Below are 13,374 nucleotides of genomic sequence, written 5' to 3'. Positions count from 1 at the left end.
CAAAACTACTTGAATGTCGCACGGCTGGCGATGCGGCGTTCATGGTCGCTTATTGAGAATCGGAAGGGTGCCGGAGGGGCTTGGTTTCGGAGTGGCTTACGCCTACTACGGGGCTATCTTATCAATACAGATAAAAAAAGGCGCTATTGCTGTTTTCGTGGGTGTGGGTTCGTTGTTGAGTCGTTGAGGGAGTAAGAGAAAAGCGCTTTCTGGGTAGGATGTTTAACGACCAAGAAAAACAACAACCAAAAAGCGCCTGATGAACAGCATATTCAACCAGCTCCTCAACGTCAAAAACATGGTGGTCGAGGACGCGCGGATCGTTGACTCGCCGTTGCGTCCCGTGCCCGTGCTCGAGATCCGCGTGCGCCCGCGTAAGGGCATGCTCCGATGCTCCCGATGCGGCAGGAGACGCCACGGTTACGACCGGGGCGGTGGTGTGCGTCGTTGGCGGCATCAGGATTTCGGCTGCTGGCGGGTGGAGCTGGTCGCCGTGATGCCGCGCGTGGACTGCCCGAAGTGCGGGGTGGTGGTCGCTTCCGTGTCGTGGGCCGAGCCCGGCTCGAGGTTTACGAGGGATTTCGAGGCGGAGTGCGCGTGGCTGATGACCGTCGCCAACCAGAAGACCGTCAGCGGGTTCCTGCACGTCGCATGGAGGACTGCGGGCGATATCGCCCATAGGGTCGCCGAACGGTTGAAAACGGGGATGCCGTCGCCGTTCGACGGGCTCACCGCGATTGGTGTGGACGAGACCAGTTACCGGAAGGGTCACACGTACGTCACCGTGGTCGTCGATCATGAGCGGCATCGCGTGATCTGGGCGCACGACGGGTACGGCAAAGACGTGTTCGACCTGTTCTTTCAGCAGCTCACCGACGAACAGAAGAAGTCCATCAGGGTCGTCACCGGCGACGGGGCGCGTTGGATCGACTCATGCGTCGCCGAGCACTGTCCGAACGCGGAACGCGTGCTCGACGGCTTCCACATCGTCTCCTGGATGACCGGTGCGCTCGACAAGGTCAGAAAACGCCTGTGGAACCAAGCACGCCGCGAACACGACGAGGAGACGACTAAACGCATGCGCGGCGTCAAATACGCGGTATTGAAGAACCCGCGCGATCTGACCGACAAGCAGTCTGAAGCATTCGACGCCCTGCGCAACACGGATCCCAAGGGCCAGCTCTACCGCGCCTGGCAGCTCAAGGAACTGTTGAGAACCCTGCTCAAACACCCCCTCGACCAAGCCAAGACCGAGTTGAACCACTGGGTGTTCTGGGCGTCACACTCACGCATCCCCGAAATCACAGAACTCGCCAGGAAGATCCGCCGGCGCCGTCCCGACATCCTACGCACGATCGAACTGGGCTACTCCAACGCCAGGCTCGAGGCATTCAACAACCGAATCAAAGTCACCATCCGCATGGCCTACGGCTTCCACCACGTCACCAACCTCATCGCGCTCGTCATGCTCAGATGCGGCGGACTCAACATCCAACTACCAACACCAACAAACTAACCCACGAAAACAGCAGAAGCCTCTAAAAAAACAAAAACACCTAAGCGTTGCATCAACGGACAATCCAACACTTATGGTCTTATTGAGAATCGAAGGACGCGGCAGGGTCGTTTTCGTGGCAACCGGAAAGCAGACCGCAGGCCCGCATGGGCCGGAGGGCTTTCCGGGCGGCAGCATTCACCTCGGCGGTGCGTAGGCACCTATCATCTATGAATTTTTTTAGAACTAATGACGGTCGTGTGGCTGAATAACTATACGACCACACGACCGTCATTAGTGGGAAAAACTAATTTACTTATTATCACCGTTATTGAGTGTCGATAGATTGTAGAACACAGTTTCGCATGCGAGGAATAGAACGGCTCCTGTAAGTAGGGACGTGACAAGCATGGCATAGCTTCTCGCTGACAAGGAGCATCCAACCAGATCGCAGGTTGTCAGTGTGGCGATTATCGCGCTCAGCTGTGTATTGCTGGTCTTTTTGCAGTTTTCGAACAAATTATGGCTTCCGTTGTATTCATGAATCTGGCGCAATCTTGTCTTCATGATTGCCGCTCCTTGTATCGTCAGCATCCCATCAGGGTGAGCAATGCGCTGATTCCACCGTAGCATCCGGCTGCGACAAAGGCTGAGACGATTCCTCCGCCAAGGCCGAGCGCGCCCAATGCTGCAGGGGTGCACACGCCGAGATCGCCCCAAGTCTGCACGATCCATTTGGCCCAGGGGTTGCATGATCTCAGGCCATTGCTTGCTGTGGTTTCGATGTAGATGGTTTTCGTGCTCGCGTCGTATGCGACTCTTTGACCAGAGGAAAGCTGCGTCGCCAAGCCTATGACGGTGTTTCCAGCGCTGTCGATGATACGGAAGGAATCCGATTCGGTTACGACGGTGTCCCCGTCAGCCAAACTGAGCTTGATTCCTTTGAGGGAGGATGCGTCAAGCACCCTGCCCTTGATCCTCATGATATTGTCTGTGGCCGCTACTTCTGGCCTGTTGGTTGAGGTGACGGATGACGAATACGGTTCGTTGGCAGTGACTTCGGATGCCGAAGCCTGTGCGCACACACTCATGGAGAGCCCTAATACCGACAGCCATGCAACAAGGACTTTTATCATATGCGGTATCTTTTTCATAATCACTCCTTTGTCTGAATTATGAAACAGCGATGCTCATTATATGATATTCTTTGGGCTGCGTCAAGCATTCTGAAGGCGTAATATTGGTTAAGTAGAACTATCAATTGCCATAGCTTTCAAGGGGAGTTCGTGCCCCAAAATAATTGCCTGCCATGCCCCAAAGGTCGCGCTAAAACGGGTCAAAAACATGCTCTAATCCCCTATGACAGTAGGCGTGAGAGCGTTGTGGATAACTTCGCCAGATTACAGATCATGATCGTGCGGACGGTCCATCTCGGCCCAGTCTTCCATGCCTGAACAGGGAACCTGCTGCCGAGCTTGCTGGCGCTGCCCACGATCCTGAATCCCTGGTAGATACCCTGCTGCTGGCGGTCCTTGAGCTGGCTGGTGTCCTCGGTCCATAGCATTTCGGTGAGGGCGTGCTTGAACTCCTTCAATGCTTTCGCGTTGGACTTGTGAAGGGCGATGGGTTCCTCGAGCAGGTAGTACAGGTGCAGGCCGGTGCCCGAGCTGATGATGTAGGTCGGCATGGGGCTTTTCCATCCCTCGGGGTTGCGGGGATCGCAATGGTAGAGCAGACCCCCTCAGCTTCGGCTCGTCAAGATCGACGGCGAACACGTACAAGGCGCGCGTGATCCGAGTCACGTTTGCGCGCTATGTATCCCACGGGACTCATGAACGCGAAACGGTTGTCCTCGAAGCCCTTCAGCTCATCCAAACCGTCGGACACGAGGTCCTGCGCACATCAGGCTTCCGCTCCCCGTTCCCGTTCCTTCTCGACCCCGAGAACACCTCCATGACGATCGCGTTCGGCAGACGGTCCTCGGAATGTCCCTTCCTCTCGAAACTGCCCACGGGAAACAGGTCACGATAGAAACCCATCGGGGATACCGGTTCGCCGAACCGGCGGGTAAGCTCCTCATACGTCCAGTTCCATTGCTCGACGTTTTCCATGGTCGCCATTTTCGTGACCCGGGGAGCCTTATTCGTCCGCCGTCGAAACGAAGAACCACCACCTGAAACAACAGTCAAAACAGCCTCCCGAGAAAGCACTTTGAGTGGGTCTGAGACCCTACCACCGGGCGTATATTATCAATATTTTAAAAAAACAATCATGGGGTCATGATGTCCCAGAATGGTTTGACGTATTGTCCGTTTCGTTATGCATCGCCGGTTTTGATCAGATTTTTTTCAACCCACGCATCCAATGACGCATGCAGACCAATAGCGTGGAAGGCGCTACGTAAGGAGGACTGCATGATGGATTTTCTTATGGCATTGGTCTCGCTGGTGGACGACCATCCGGAGATGGGCACGGGGGCGATGGTTCTGGCGGCGGTCGCGTTGACGGGGTATCTGCTGAGACATGACAATATTTGACGGCAACATGTGTTGTCAAGTATGATTGTGTCGTGAGATTTGAGAACGAGGACGACGAGCCGATCATCCTGCCGTCGGCGCTCAAGCACGGGGTGTCGGAAAGCGACATCCTGCACGCGTGGCGCGAGTCGCGCGGGCCGGTCGACATCAACTACGACCGTGATCCTCCCACGTACATGTACGTGGGGCCCGGGGTCTCGGGAGCGGTCTGGTACGAGATCGGCACCGCGTCGAGGGCGGGATATGACGTGGAACTGATCGTGCATGCGATGAAGGCCCGCAAGAGCTACCTGAGAAAGGAGGGGCTGCGATGAGGTTCGAGGATCTTCCCAAGGCCGAGCAGGAGGCTCTGGCCGCGTACGGCTACGAGATCGCGGCGGAGATGGAGACGAAGGACGCGCCGTCGCCGGGCGATCCGACGCTCGACCCACGCTACGACCCCTCGCGCGAGCTGCGCCGCCTGAACTACCAGCGGCACGCGTTGGAGCGCGAGATCGAGCGGACGGTGGACGCCAGCCGCGAGCACGGCCAGTCGTGGAACACGATCGGCCGGGCGCTCGGCGTGACGGCCGAGGCCGCACGACGACGCTACGGCGTCCGCAGGCTCCAGCATGCCTGACGCCAGGGCGGACGCGTCGCCGTTCGGCTTCGGCGAACGCGACAGAGAGCTGTTGGAACTGTTCGGATTGGCCGAGAGGCAGGTCGCGGACGACGCGGACCGGATGGAGAGCGAGACCGCCAGCCACGGAATCGTCGGCCCGATCCACGTCGGATCACACATGCCTGGTCTCGGTGACGGTCCGCTGGCCGGCGCGTGGCCGTCGGCATGATTTGTTTGTTTTTCTACCCGTTGGAGTTGTGTATGACGGATAAACGCAATGGGGGGGGCGTGCTGCTCTCCTCTGAGCTGAGGGAACGCCTGGCGGCATTGCCGGCGGTCAGGGGAGTGACGGAGAAGCGCATCGAGTATTCGCCGGAGTTCCGTGACGAGGTGGTGCGCAGGTACAAGGAGGGCGATTCGCCGGTGCGGATCTTCCGCGACCACGGCCTGGAGCCGCGCGAGATCGGATACAAGCGCGTCGAACGGTGCGTGGCCCGCTGGTGCAGACCGCAGCGGGACGACCGTGCGGAAGCGGCGTGATCCGACGCCGAGCCACTGTCATGACGTGGTGATGGTTAATCAGTTAACTGATTAACCATCACCATAACTGTATTCAGTGAAATAAACAGTTAACTATCTAATTCCTCTCCATCGAAGGGTTCCTGCTCCGGGTAGTCCTCCGTCATGGGTTGGTTGTCATAGACGATACGGGGAATTCTGATGTTCGGCTTTGCCTCTTCACAGAGTCGAACGGCATCCTCGAAGGCGTCTCTCGTCTCGTTCAGCTCATGGAGAGCATCGCTTCGTTTTCTTTCTATGAGGTATTCCAAACTGCATACCATCAGATGCCGGTGCCTCCCGGACTTCCTCATATAGACGCCGATAAGCCCTTTGGCCTCGAGGGACCTCGCCGCACGCCGCCTGACCTCGTTTCGCTTCGGCTCCCAGCCGGGATCGGTGACTCTGACGGCTTCTCCGCTCTCTTTGACCTCGGACAGCAGCTCACGCTCCACTTTGCCCAGTCCCCTGCTCACGTCGGCCCCCTTCGAACTTAAAGATTGGTTTCACCTTACATTCCAACGTTTAATGAAGTCAAATTCCAACCTAAATATTTATTGTTTTTTCAATAAATATATTTATTGATTCTCTGACGGCACCGCAGCCATCATCGCGTAAACGTTGTTTAGCATAAACATACCAACACTTAAAAACGACCTTGATAAGTGTTGATTTGTTACTCACAAAACAACACTTACGAAAAACGACGCCGCTCTTGCGCTCGTGTATATTTATTGATTTTTCAATAAATATATTTATTGACATTCTGACATTACCGCATCTCGTCGACGCGTAAACGTTGTTCGGCATCAACAGACCAACACTTAAAGACGAACCCTGATAAGTGTTGGTTTGCCGACCACAAAACAACACTTACCGGAAAAAACGATGCCGCTCCCGTATCCTTGTATATTATTGAAAATTCAATAAATATATTTATTGATATCCGGTAGAGCTGCTTTCCTATGCGCCGGCATGGCCGCACCGGCACCGGTGCGGCCATGCCGGATGCATTTCCCGGCTACCGCTGTTCGAGAGCGTCCCTGATCGCCCGGTTGATGAAGTCGCCGATTTTCAGGCCTTTGTCGCGGCAGTGGCTCCGCATCTGCTCCTTCAGGTCGGATTCCATCAGAAACGTGGTCATGACCTTGGAGACCGTTTCGCCGTCGCCTCTGTTGCGGTTGTCCTGCGCGTCCATGATGTCGCGCGTCCCGTCGTCAGCGTGATTCTCATGCCGATAGACGGTCATATCGAGTCGATTGTTCGTTGGTTTCTTCATTCGGTCGCCTCCTTGATCTCGCGCCATACGTCCTCATAGCCATGAAGATTGCTTTTGAACGTGTGGCCAAAGTCTGATTTGAAGTCCTCACGGAGGGGGATCTCCGTATCGAAGATGCCGGCTCCCGCGTCTTCAACGGCGTTGCGGAACGCCGTCAGCGCGTTCGTGCCTTTTCTTGCCATGACGATGAGCACACCGTAGTCCTTGCCCACGTCCTGGCAGGACGCGCAGGTGACCATCGTCTGTTGCAGGTCGATCGGCGAAGCGCTGGAGGGCACCACGATAAAGTCCGCCGTGCGGATCACTTCACTGACGACGTCGCCGTTCGGCGGGCAGTCGATGACTACAAGGCCTCCGTCCGCATCGGGCCTGCGCTCCCTCATTCGGTGGATCTCGGCCTTGTTCATCGACTTCACCGCGAACGGGAGCGGGTCGCCGTTGTCTTCGGCGGCCTGTGACCAGAGCGTCGCGCTGCCCTGCGGATCGGTGTCCACCAATGTTACGTCGAGCTTGTCACGGTTTGCCGCCGTGGCGATGCCAAGTGAACTAGTGGTCTTGCCGACTCCGCCCTTGATGTTCAGCACGCCAATGATCATCATTGCACCTTCTTTATTTATTTCTCAATAAATATATTTATTTATAGTCTATCACAGTGCCCTCTTGCCGGCGTTCCGGCGTTTTCCACTGTTTCGTCGCTTTCCAGGATACGAATGTCACTCCCGCGAACATGAGCAGAACGAGGGCAAGCTCGACGTATCCAGCGACCTCGCGGGGGATCGCTCCGTCGAGGTTGTCGAACGCCCGCGTGATCAGGCTGCCGAAGACTCCTTCGACGAACATGAGCATGAGCGCGAACGTCGAGACGAGGTAGAGGGCGCACCGGCTGATGGCGAGGCACAGGCGTTCCAGTCCGGCCATCCTCCCGACCCGCTGTTCGGCTCGTTCCATGATCTGTTCGTAGGTGCTCATGATGCTGGAGCATGAGGCCGTTTGCATGTCGTGCAGGTCCATGGCGTTCCGGCGTTGTTTTTCGTATAGGTCGCGTAGGTTGTCGTCGGTGTATCGGACGACGCTATCGCGCATGGCTTCGACGTATTCTCGGAGCTGGCTGATGCTCTGGTTCTGTTGTGAGATCGAAGCATTCAGGCTCCGGTTCAATTGGTTCGTCAAGGTCTCCAACCGCTCGTCTGATTCCCTCTGCGACTGCTGCACTCGTTCGCTCCAGTCCGTCAAGAATCTCGCGTTCACTTCCCGGTCTTCCCTGATCTCCGTCACGAGCTGGATGAGCGTCGCTTTCTGGTAGTCCTCCTTGGACCGGTCCATCGAGCGTGCCGCCATCTCGCTGGAGTTCATGGAGGGTTTCGGGATGCTGCGGCGCTCCCTCGTGGGGGCTGGTTCGCTGTTGGTGCTCTCGGTATCTTTTTGCCAGTTCATCGGTGATCCTTTCGGGTTGGTATGACGCGCCGAGTTCGTCCGGCGCGATGTCGTGCACGAGGCCGTCCGGCTCCCTATATCGCCAGACGTGCCAAGTGGTGTAGTCGGTGGTTTTCTCGATGAGGTCGAGGCCCTGTTCGTGGAACGCGTCGAACGCGTCGGAGATGGTGCGGTGGACCCACTCGCCCCACCTGTCGCGGGAGGACATCACCCGGTCGATGATGTCCCGTATACGTTGTTTCCAGCTTCCCTTGGGATGCCGTGCGGGATCTGCCCGGTGACGGCATTCGATCTCGGTCTCGGCGATGGTGCGCCGCTCCAAGGCGATGGTCGTTTTCACCGTGTATCGGCTGGTCATCGTCCGGCCGGTTTCCCGGTCGGTGTATGTGCCGCGTTCCGGCGTTCGGACCGGCGTGAGATCGTGGTCGCGTTCGATGTTTCTGATGGCTTCCATGCTGCGATACCGGTCGCCGGTGGGTATGCTCCAGATCTTGCGGTCGAATCCGACCCGGCAGAACACCGCGTGCACGTGGTCGTCCGCGTGGCGGACCACCACGTAGGGTTTGCCGTCCAGGCCCATATGGTGCGCCCATTGAGCCACGACGACCGACCATTCGGCGTCGCTGAGGGTGCGGTCCGAGGCCGGATTGCGCAGGCTGACCGCGTAGAACGGGCGTGATATGTCCTTGCGCCGCGACGCTATGCGCGTCATGGTTCGCGCCCATGTATCGCCGTGGATCATGCCCCGTCTTCCGATGTTGCCGCCGATCACCTCGCCGCCCGGCATGCCGTTCGCACGGACGTGTTCGTTGCGTTTGCCGGGGCCGTGCAGATAGTTCGCGATGGCGTGCGCGGACGCGCCCTTGCTGATCTTCCCGATCATCCGTCCACCGCCCGTTCGATGGCCTCGATCGCGGCGTTGATCCCGTCCAGCGCGTCGAGGGCGCGTTCCGGGTCGATGCCGCCGTACGTGTTGGACAGGCGGACCAGCTGGTTGAGGTTGTTGCCGGCCCGGGCGAGGCCGGTTTCCAACCGTTCCAGGACATCGGCCGACGCGACCTCCCGGACGCTCGCGCTCCGGTCGTTGATGATGTCCAGCAACGCCATCCGCGCCCACGTCCCGCGTCGCATGCCGGCCGCTTCGGCCAGGGCGTCGACCGAATGCATCTCCGCGTCCGACAGGCGTGTGAGCAGCACATGCCGGCGCGGGGAACCGTCAGCGGCGCGCCTCATGTGCGAGGCGGCTGACGAAGGTGTTTCGACAGTCACGGAGAAACTCCTTCCCGCTGTCTCGGCGACCATAGCCGAGACAGCGCGTGAGCTGGCGGAACCGTCGGTTCCGCCAGCGAGAGCGAGGCCCCGGAACGGGGTCGAGCGGACGTGAGCCGCACGACAGCGGAGCAGTGCGGCGAGAGCCTGTTTCCGCCCGCGTCGCGGGCGGAAACAGGCGGCGTGAGGAACCCCGACCAAGGGGTTCCGAGAGCACCCCGACCAAGGGGTGCGGCACTCCCCGCGTTCAGCGGGGAGCGAGCCGCTACCGATTCGGTAGCACTAGCTCGCAATCCTGTCGGCTTTCGGAGCACCAAAGGTGTCACCGGCGGAGAAAGACGACAGGATGGCGCGCATGGCCCCGCCCGCTCCGCCCGAGATGTTCTCGGCGGGCGGGGCCATGCGTCGCCGCCGATCCGCAAGGATCGGCATTCCACCCGAAAACCGCCACGCATCGGGCCTACCATACACGGGATTGGACGGGCATATATGATGTCTCGTCCAAGGATGTCTGAAACAACGATGCGCCTGGCACGTCATCTGGAGTGTCCATGCTCTCGTTCCCGGACGAAACCCCGGTCTCTACAGACACGTCCGAGGAAGCCTCGCCCCCGGCTTCTGTCACGTCGGTTGAGGACAGGACTTCGACAGATGCTGGCTGCGGCTCTTCCTCGACGGTTTTGACCGGTTTTTTCAGGTAGAACCGTGCATCGCTTTTCTCCAGTTCAAGGTTCTCGGCCATCACATCGCGTGGCACACCATAATCGGCCGAAAAACGAGCGACCCTCTCGCGCAGCTCTTGCACCATCGACTGGGCCTTGAAAAGATCGCGGGCGAGATCACGGGCGTCGCTCTCCTTGCGTCGTCTCAGCTCGTCGTCCTTCCTCGTGAGGTTACCGACGAGACGATCCCGACGTATCGTCTCGTTTGAACGCGTCCGCCTCGTCTTGGCCGTCCGGGATTCCTGTGCCTGCTCATCCATAACTGTGCTCCTTTATTTCGTTATCCGGCAACGTCGCGGCGCGGGTCGCGCCGCGACTGCGACAGCCCCGGCAAATACCAGCTCCGTCGTATAGCCGACGAGCCTAGAACCGTTCCGAACAGGCAACGGGTCGAAGCGTCCCCACTCCCACATGCTCACCGACACCTTCCGGTTTACGTGGAACCCGACGGATTTTGGACGGACAATCAAACCCGAAAGCACAGCAACCACGGAAATCCTGATAAAACAAGAAATCGTCGGAAAACAAAGGAAGGCGGTACGCTTTCGCGTACCGCCTTTTATTACAAACTGATTAGGTCAAACTAGGTAGTGCCCGAGGTCTTGCGTACTACTATTGACAGGCCCTATGCACAATGAGCAAATAAAAACCGCTATAGGAAAAATTGACTTATAAGAGTTATTACCGCCGCAACTAAAGAGAGACATGCCGATATAGCATATACTCTTCTACGAGCCGATTCTTCTTTCTTCCTAGAAAGAATGTTAATAACACAGAATATAATACTTAATATCAGCAATATAAGGGCGACAAAAATGAAAATCTTACGAAGGTCCATATCCATCTCCTTCCGCGGTTAGTTTTGTGGAAAATGTGATTACATTTTCCACAAAACTAACCGCTATTGCTCTTAACATACATAAAGAGCAACGAATTCTTCCACAGCGGCAACACTTGTCATAACCGCTGCAAGAGCCCCAAGAGATTGAGAAGTAATGAATACCCCTGCTATGTAAATGCCAGCGCCAGCAGCTGCCAAAAGACCAACAGCTGCACCCCCTAATGCCCATATCGCAGCAGTTACAGCCAAAGTACACGGAGTACTGGCTCTTCGCGAAAATTGTGGACCAGAAGAATCGGCATTCTGTTTCACCAGCAAGAACGATGAAAACCCTTGCAGATTTTTCCAAGCGTAAAGATCATAGCCATTAATCGTTCCGATGAGAGATTTTTCTCCAGGAGAGAGGGAACTCTGTATGGCTTTAATGTCCTCAATGGACACGGAACCATTCTCCATCTGAATGGTGTCAATGAATCTGGTTCCAAGAGTATCGTGAGCATTTGCAGGCGTTGCAAAACTAAAGAAAGAAACAACAACCGCAAGTATAATCGCTAGTGATTTTTTATATAACCGTTCCATGACGCTCTCCTTTGAGTTGATGGACTAACACGTAATATTATACATTGCATATGAATTCGTCGCAATAGTTGAGGAAACGGTAATTTATGTCCGGTGCATCGTATGCACATGCCAGCACAGCATTGTTCCTCGACTAGAAACCATCTCGAAAGGAGTCTTATTCCACTCCCTCGGTTTCTTGCTGCGGCGCGAGAGAGAGACGCTGAAGAACGTTCGGGTCATCTATCATTTCCTCGACGCTGAATTCACCTCGTTGTATGGCCTCAACCATACGGGTCACAGCCTCCACAAGATTGCCATCATGTTCGATGGAACCGATCTGTTCGTCCCATTGAGCCAGATACTTGGCAGCGGTCGGACGACTCACGCCGCAGCCGTCCATGATCGCTTCGAGAGAGTGGTCTTCGTTCGAGTCCAGCCAGTCGAACACGATCTGTCTCTTGTCCGAACGGCCGACGCTGACACCTCGCGGCTTGCGTTCCTGCTTGGGCATGTACTTGTAGGCGGTCGGACGACTCACGCCGCATGCTTTCGCTACTTCCGACGCCGTGGCATCAGGATGAGCAGATACGTAGTCGCAAACAAGTTTCTCTTTTGTTGAGCGGCCATTCTTATTCCGGTTTTCATCCCATACCGTTCCCAAACGTCTTTGGTGAACGTCACGAACAGCACGAGCCATTTCAAGGTGTAGGTCTTGTTTTCTGTGGTTTCGGCGGTTGGGTGTGAGTTTGATGCCGGTGAGGTAGCTGATGGCGTCGCGGGTGAAGGTGGCGTACTTGTCCTCGTAGGCTTTAAGGGCGGCTTTCACGTCGTCCTCGGTGAACCGGTTGTCTTCGGGGCTGATGGAGTCGAAGAGCGGTATCAGACCGTAGGCGTCGCGTTCGAGTTCGTCTCGGCCGATGTCGCATTTGACGGCGTAGACGGCCAAAGCCATGATGCAGAAGTACCGGTGGCCGACGTTGGAGTCGGTCTGGATCTTTTTGAGCCACCAGTCGTACAGGCCGCGGTTGACGTGCCAGGTCTTGGCGACCTCGCCCTTCTCGATGCGTCTCTTGTACCATTCGGGCCATAGTTCGCGCGCCCGTTCGAGGGTCACGTGGTCGTCGCTGAGTTCGATCAGGTGGCCCACGTCGGCGCGTTCCTCGTCGTTGAGGAAGTCGGACAGGTCTTCGATGGTGACGGGCGAGCCGCATCGGTAGGCGCGTACGGGGTAACCTTTGCCGAGTTTGCTGCGGCCTCCCACGAGGCGGAATCCCTGGTTGACGCTCTGGTATTGGGGCTGGTCGATCCTGCTCGTGTAGGGGTTCCAGATGTGCCGGGTGAGGTGCCGTTTGAACAGGTTCAGGGCGGCGGCGTTGCGCGGGTACATCGGCTGTGGCTTCTCGAACTGGTAGTACAGGTGGACGCCGTGGCCGCTGAGGACGATGAACGTGGGGCACGGGATGATGTGATGGGTGGCCTGGTGCAGCAGGCCGGAGAGTTTCGGCTGGTCGAGGTCGAACGCCATCGCGTAGAGCGTATACGCGTGGGCGAGGTCTCGTTTCGACCCGAAGTATCCGATCGGGGCCATCAACGCGAACACCGGCTCGTCCCGGGTGAACCGGTCCAGGGCATGCAGATCGTCCGTGACCGTCCACTGGCGTGCACCCTTCCCGCTGTCCTGCGACGGCACCTCCAGGACGATGCCGTTGGGCCGACGCTGGTCAGCGGGCAGTGACCGGTAGAACTCCAGACGCTCGTCCCGGGTCAGACCGTCCAGCTCAGAACGGCGCAGCTCGAAGGACCCCTCGGGAAAAAGCTCACGATAGAAGTCGACAGGAGAAAGTTCCGGATAGGAGGACGACAGGACCTGCCGGGTCTGGAGGTAGAAGTCGGGGGTGTTGGACTCTCTCAAAATACCTCCTTATTGAGAATCGGAAGGGTGCCGGAGGAGCTTGGTTTCGGAGTGGCTTACGCCTACTACGGGGCTATCTTATCAATATGTGTAAATTTACAAAACTACTTGAATGTCGCACGGCTGGCGATGCGGCGTTCATGGTCGCTTATTGAGAATCGGAAG

18 protein-coding genes are annotated in these 13,374 nt (G+C 57.1%); 6 read left to right on the top strand and 12 right to left on the bottom strand.

Annotated features, from left to right (window positions below; genetic code table 11):
* The first annotated feature begins 259 nt into the window (after positions 1–259).
* A complete protein-coding gene (locus EMO90_RS11880) occupies positions 260–1,516 on the top strand; it encodes an ISL3 family transposase (RefSeq protein WP_223849864.1) in 1,257 nt (418 codons plus the stop codon).
* A 566-nt stretch (positions 1,517–2,082) separates the two neighbouring features.
* On the opposite strand, the gene EMO90_RS11875 is transcribed toward EMO90_RS11880, so the two are convergent.
* The 3 genes from EMO90_RS11875 to EMO90_RS12535 all read right to left on the bottom strand — a co-directional run bounded on the left by EMO90_RS11875 (position 2,083) and on the right by EMO90_RS12535 (position 3,606).
* A complete protein-coding gene (locus EMO90_RS11875) occupies positions 2,083–2,649 on the bottom strand; it encodes a hypothetical protein (RefSeq protein WP_150355099.1) in 567 nt (188 codons plus the stop codon).
* A 203-nt stretch (positions 2,650–2,852) separates the two neighbouring features.
* Positions 2,853–3,182, bottom strand: a complete 330-nt coding sequence (locus tag EMO90_RS11870) for a hypothetical protein (RefSeq protein WP_150355098.1) — start codon at positions 3,180–3,182, stop codon at positions 2,853–2,855.
* A 175-nt stretch (positions 3,183–3,357) separates the two neighbouring features.
* Entirely contained in the window at positions 3,358–3,606 is a 249-nt protein-coding gene (locus EMO90_RS12535; protein WP_150355097.1) for a hypothetical protein, read from the bottom strand.
* A 303-nt stretch (positions 3,607–3,909) separates the two neighbouring features.
* Between EMO90_RS12535 and EMO90_RS12640 the strand changes: the two genes are divergently transcribed.
* From EMO90_RS12640 to EMO90_RS11845, 5 genes are read left to right on the top strand one after another with little or no spacing between them, the layout of a single operon-like run.
* Positions 3,910–4,032, top strand: a complete 123-nt coding sequence (locus EMO90_RS12640) for a hypothetical protein (RefSeq protein WP_263390677.1) — start codon at positions 3,910–3,912, stop codon at positions 4,030–4,032.
* A 32-nt stretch (positions 4,033–4,064) separates the two neighbouring features.
* On the top strand, positions 4,065–4,346 hold the full coding sequence (locus EMO90_RS11860) for a hypothetical protein (protein WP_150355096.1): 282 nt from the start codon (positions 4,065–4,067) through the stop codon (positions 4,344–4,346).
* Positions 4,343–4,651, top strand: a complete 309-nt coding sequence (locus tag EMO90_RS11855; RefSeq protein WP_150355095.1) for a hypothetical protein — start codon at positions 4,343–4,345, stop codon at positions 4,649–4,651. The genes EMO90_RS11860 and EMO90_RS11855 overlap by 4 nt, the downstream gene beginning before the upstream one ends.
* On the top strand, positions 4,644–4,862 hold the full coding sequence (locus tag EMO90_RS11850; protein WP_150355094.1) for a hypothetical protein: 219 nt from the start codon (positions 4,644–4,646) through the stop codon (positions 4,860–4,862). The genes EMO90_RS11855 and EMO90_RS11850 overlap by 8 nt, the downstream gene beginning before the upstream one ends.
* A 32-nt stretch (positions 4,863–4,894) precedes the next feature.
* Positions 4,895–5,173, top strand: coding sequence for a hypothetical protein (locus EMO90_RS11845; RefSeq protein WP_150395005.1), 279 nt, complete (start codon positions 4,895–4,897; stop codon positions 5,171–5,173).
* Positions 5,174–5,262: 89 nt separating this feature from the next.
* Here EMO90_RS11845 and EMO90_RS11840 read toward each other — a convergent pair whose 3' ends face one another.
* The 9 genes from EMO90_RS11840 to EMO90_RS11800 all read right to left on the bottom strand — a co-directional run bounded on the left by EMO90_RS11840 (position 5,263) and on the right by EMO90_RS11800 (position 13,209).
* Positions 5,263–5,667 (bottom strand): hypothetical protein, encoded by a 405-nt coding sequence (locus tag EMO90_RS11840; RefSeq protein WP_150355092.1) that lies wholly within the window; start codon positions 5,665–5,667, stop codon positions 5,263–5,265.
* 545 nt (positions 5,668–6,212) lie between these two features.
* Positions 6,213–6,470 (bottom strand): hypothetical protein, encoded by a 258-nt coding sequence (locus EMO90_RS11835; protein ID WP_150355091.1) that lies wholly within the window; start codon positions 6,468–6,470, stop codon positions 6,213–6,215.
* Complete coding sequence (locus EMO90_RS11830; protein ID WP_150355090.1) at positions 6,467–7,069, bottom strand: ParA family protein; 603 nt, start codon at positions 7,067–7,069, stop codon at positions 6,467–6,469. Before EMO90_RS11830 ends, EMO90_RS11835 begins: the two co-directional genes overlap by 4 nt.
* Before the next feature lie 34 nt (positions 7,070–7,103).
* Entirely contained in the window at positions 7,104–7,439 is a 336-nt protein-coding gene (locus tag EMO90_RS11825) for a hypothetical protein (protein ID WP_150355089.1), read from the bottom strand.
* Between the two features lie 103 nt (positions 7,440–7,542).
* Positions 7,543–8,787: a relaxase/mobilization nuclease domain-containing protein gene (locus EMO90_RS11820; RefSeq protein ID WP_150355088.1), complete on the bottom strand. Its 1,245-nt coding sequence runs from the start codon at positions 8,785–8,787 to the stop codon at positions 7,543–7,545.
* Positions 8,784–9,173 carry a plasmid mobilization relaxosome protein MobC gene (gene mobC, locus EMO90_RS11815; protein WP_190972120.1) on the bottom strand — a complete coding sequence of 130 codons (390 nt, stop codon included), beginning with the start codon at positions 9,171–9,173 and terminating at the stop codon, positions 8,784–8,786. The genes EMO90_RS11820 and mobC overlap by 4 nt, the downstream gene beginning before the upstream one ends.
* Before the next feature lie 460 nt (positions 9,174–9,633).
* On the bottom strand, positions 9,634–10,155 hold the full coding sequence (locus EMO90_RS11810) for a hypothetical protein (protein ID WP_150355086.1): 522 nt from the start codon (positions 10,153–10,155) through the stop codon (positions 9,634–9,636).
* A 650-nt stretch (positions 10,156–10,805) separates the two neighbouring features.
* Complete coding sequence (locus EMO90_RS11805; RefSeq protein ID WP_150355085.1) at positions 10,806–11,315, bottom strand: hypothetical protein; 510 nt, start codon at positions 11,313–11,315, stop codon at positions 10,806–10,808.
* Positions 11,316–11,472: 157 nt separating this feature from the next.
* Positions 11,473–13,209 carry a hypothetical protein gene (locus tag EMO90_RS11800; RefSeq protein ID WP_150355084.1) on the bottom strand — a complete coding sequence of 579 codons (1,737 nt, stop codon included), beginning with the start codon at positions 13,207–13,209 and terminating at the stop codon, positions 11,473–11,475.
* Between the last annotated feature and the right edge of the window lie 165 nt (positions 13,210–13,374).

The sequence above is a fragment of the Bifidobacterium vespertilionis genome, from assembly GCF_008698145.1.
GTDB lineage: Bacteria > Actinomycetota > Actinomycetes > Actinomycetales > Bifidobacteriaceae > Bifidobacterium > Bifidobacterium vespertilionis.
This window is presented reverse-complemented; position numbering and strand designations above follow the sequence as displayed.

Excerpts from the sequence above, each read along its gene's own strand:
- EMO90_RS11880 (WP_223849864.1), top strand. The coding sequence starts at position 260 with ATGAACAGCATATTCAACCAGCTCCTCAACGTCAAAAACATGGTGGTC.
- EMO90_RS11875 (WP_150355099.1), bottom strand. The coding sequence starts at position 2,649 with ATGAAAAAGATACCGCATATGATAAAAGTCCTTGTTGCATGGCTGTCG.
- EMO90_RS11870 (WP_150355098.1), bottom strand. The coding sequence starts at position 3,182 with ATGCCGACCTACATCATCAGCTCGGGCACCGGCCTGCACCTGTACTAC.
- EMO90_RS12535 (WP_150355097.1), bottom strand. The coding sequence starts at position 3,606 with ATGGAAAACGTCGAGCAATGGAACTGGACGTATGAGGAGCTTACCCGC.
- EMO90_RS12640 (WP_263390677.1), top strand. The coding sequence starts at position 3,910 with ATGATGGATTTTCTTATGGCATTGGTCTCGCTGGTGGACGACCATCCG.
- EMO90_RS11855 (WP_150355095.1), top strand. The coding sequence starts at position 4,343 with ATGAGGTTCGAGGATCTTCCCAAGGCCGAGCAGGAGGCTCTGGCCGCG.
- EMO90_RS11850 (WP_150355094.1), top strand. The coding sequence starts at position 4,644 with ATGCCTGACGCCAGGGCGGACGCGTCGCCGTTCGGCTTCGGCGAACGC.
- EMO90_RS11845 (WP_150395005.1), top strand. The coding sequence starts at position 4,895 with ATGACGGATAAACGCAATGGGGGGGGCGTGCTGCTCTCCTCTGAGCTG.
- EMO90_RS11835 (WP_150355091.1), bottom strand. The coding sequence starts at position 6,470 with ATGAAGAAACCAACGAACAATCGACTCGATATGACCGTCTATCGGCAT.
- EMO90_RS11830 (WP_150355090.1), bottom strand. The coding sequence starts at position 7,069 with ATGATGATCATTGGCGTGCTGAACATCAAGGGCGGAGTCGGCAAGACC.
- EMO90_RS11825 (WP_150355089.1), bottom strand. The coding sequence starts at position 7,439 with ATGAGCACCTACGAACAGATCATGGAACGAGCCGAACAGCGGGTCGGG.
- EMO90_RS11820 (WP_150355088.1), bottom strand. The coding sequence starts at position 8,787 with ATGATCGGGAAGATCAGCAAGGGCGCGTCCGCGCACGCCATCGCGAAC.
- EMO90_RS11810 (WP_150355086.1), bottom strand. The coding sequence starts at position 10,155 with ATGGATGAGCAGGCACAGGAATCCCGGACGGCCAAGACGAGGCGGACG.
- EMO90_RS11805 (WP_150355085.1), bottom strand. The coding sequence starts at position 11,315 with ATGGAACGGTTATATAAAAAATCACTAGCGATTATACTTGCGGTTGTT.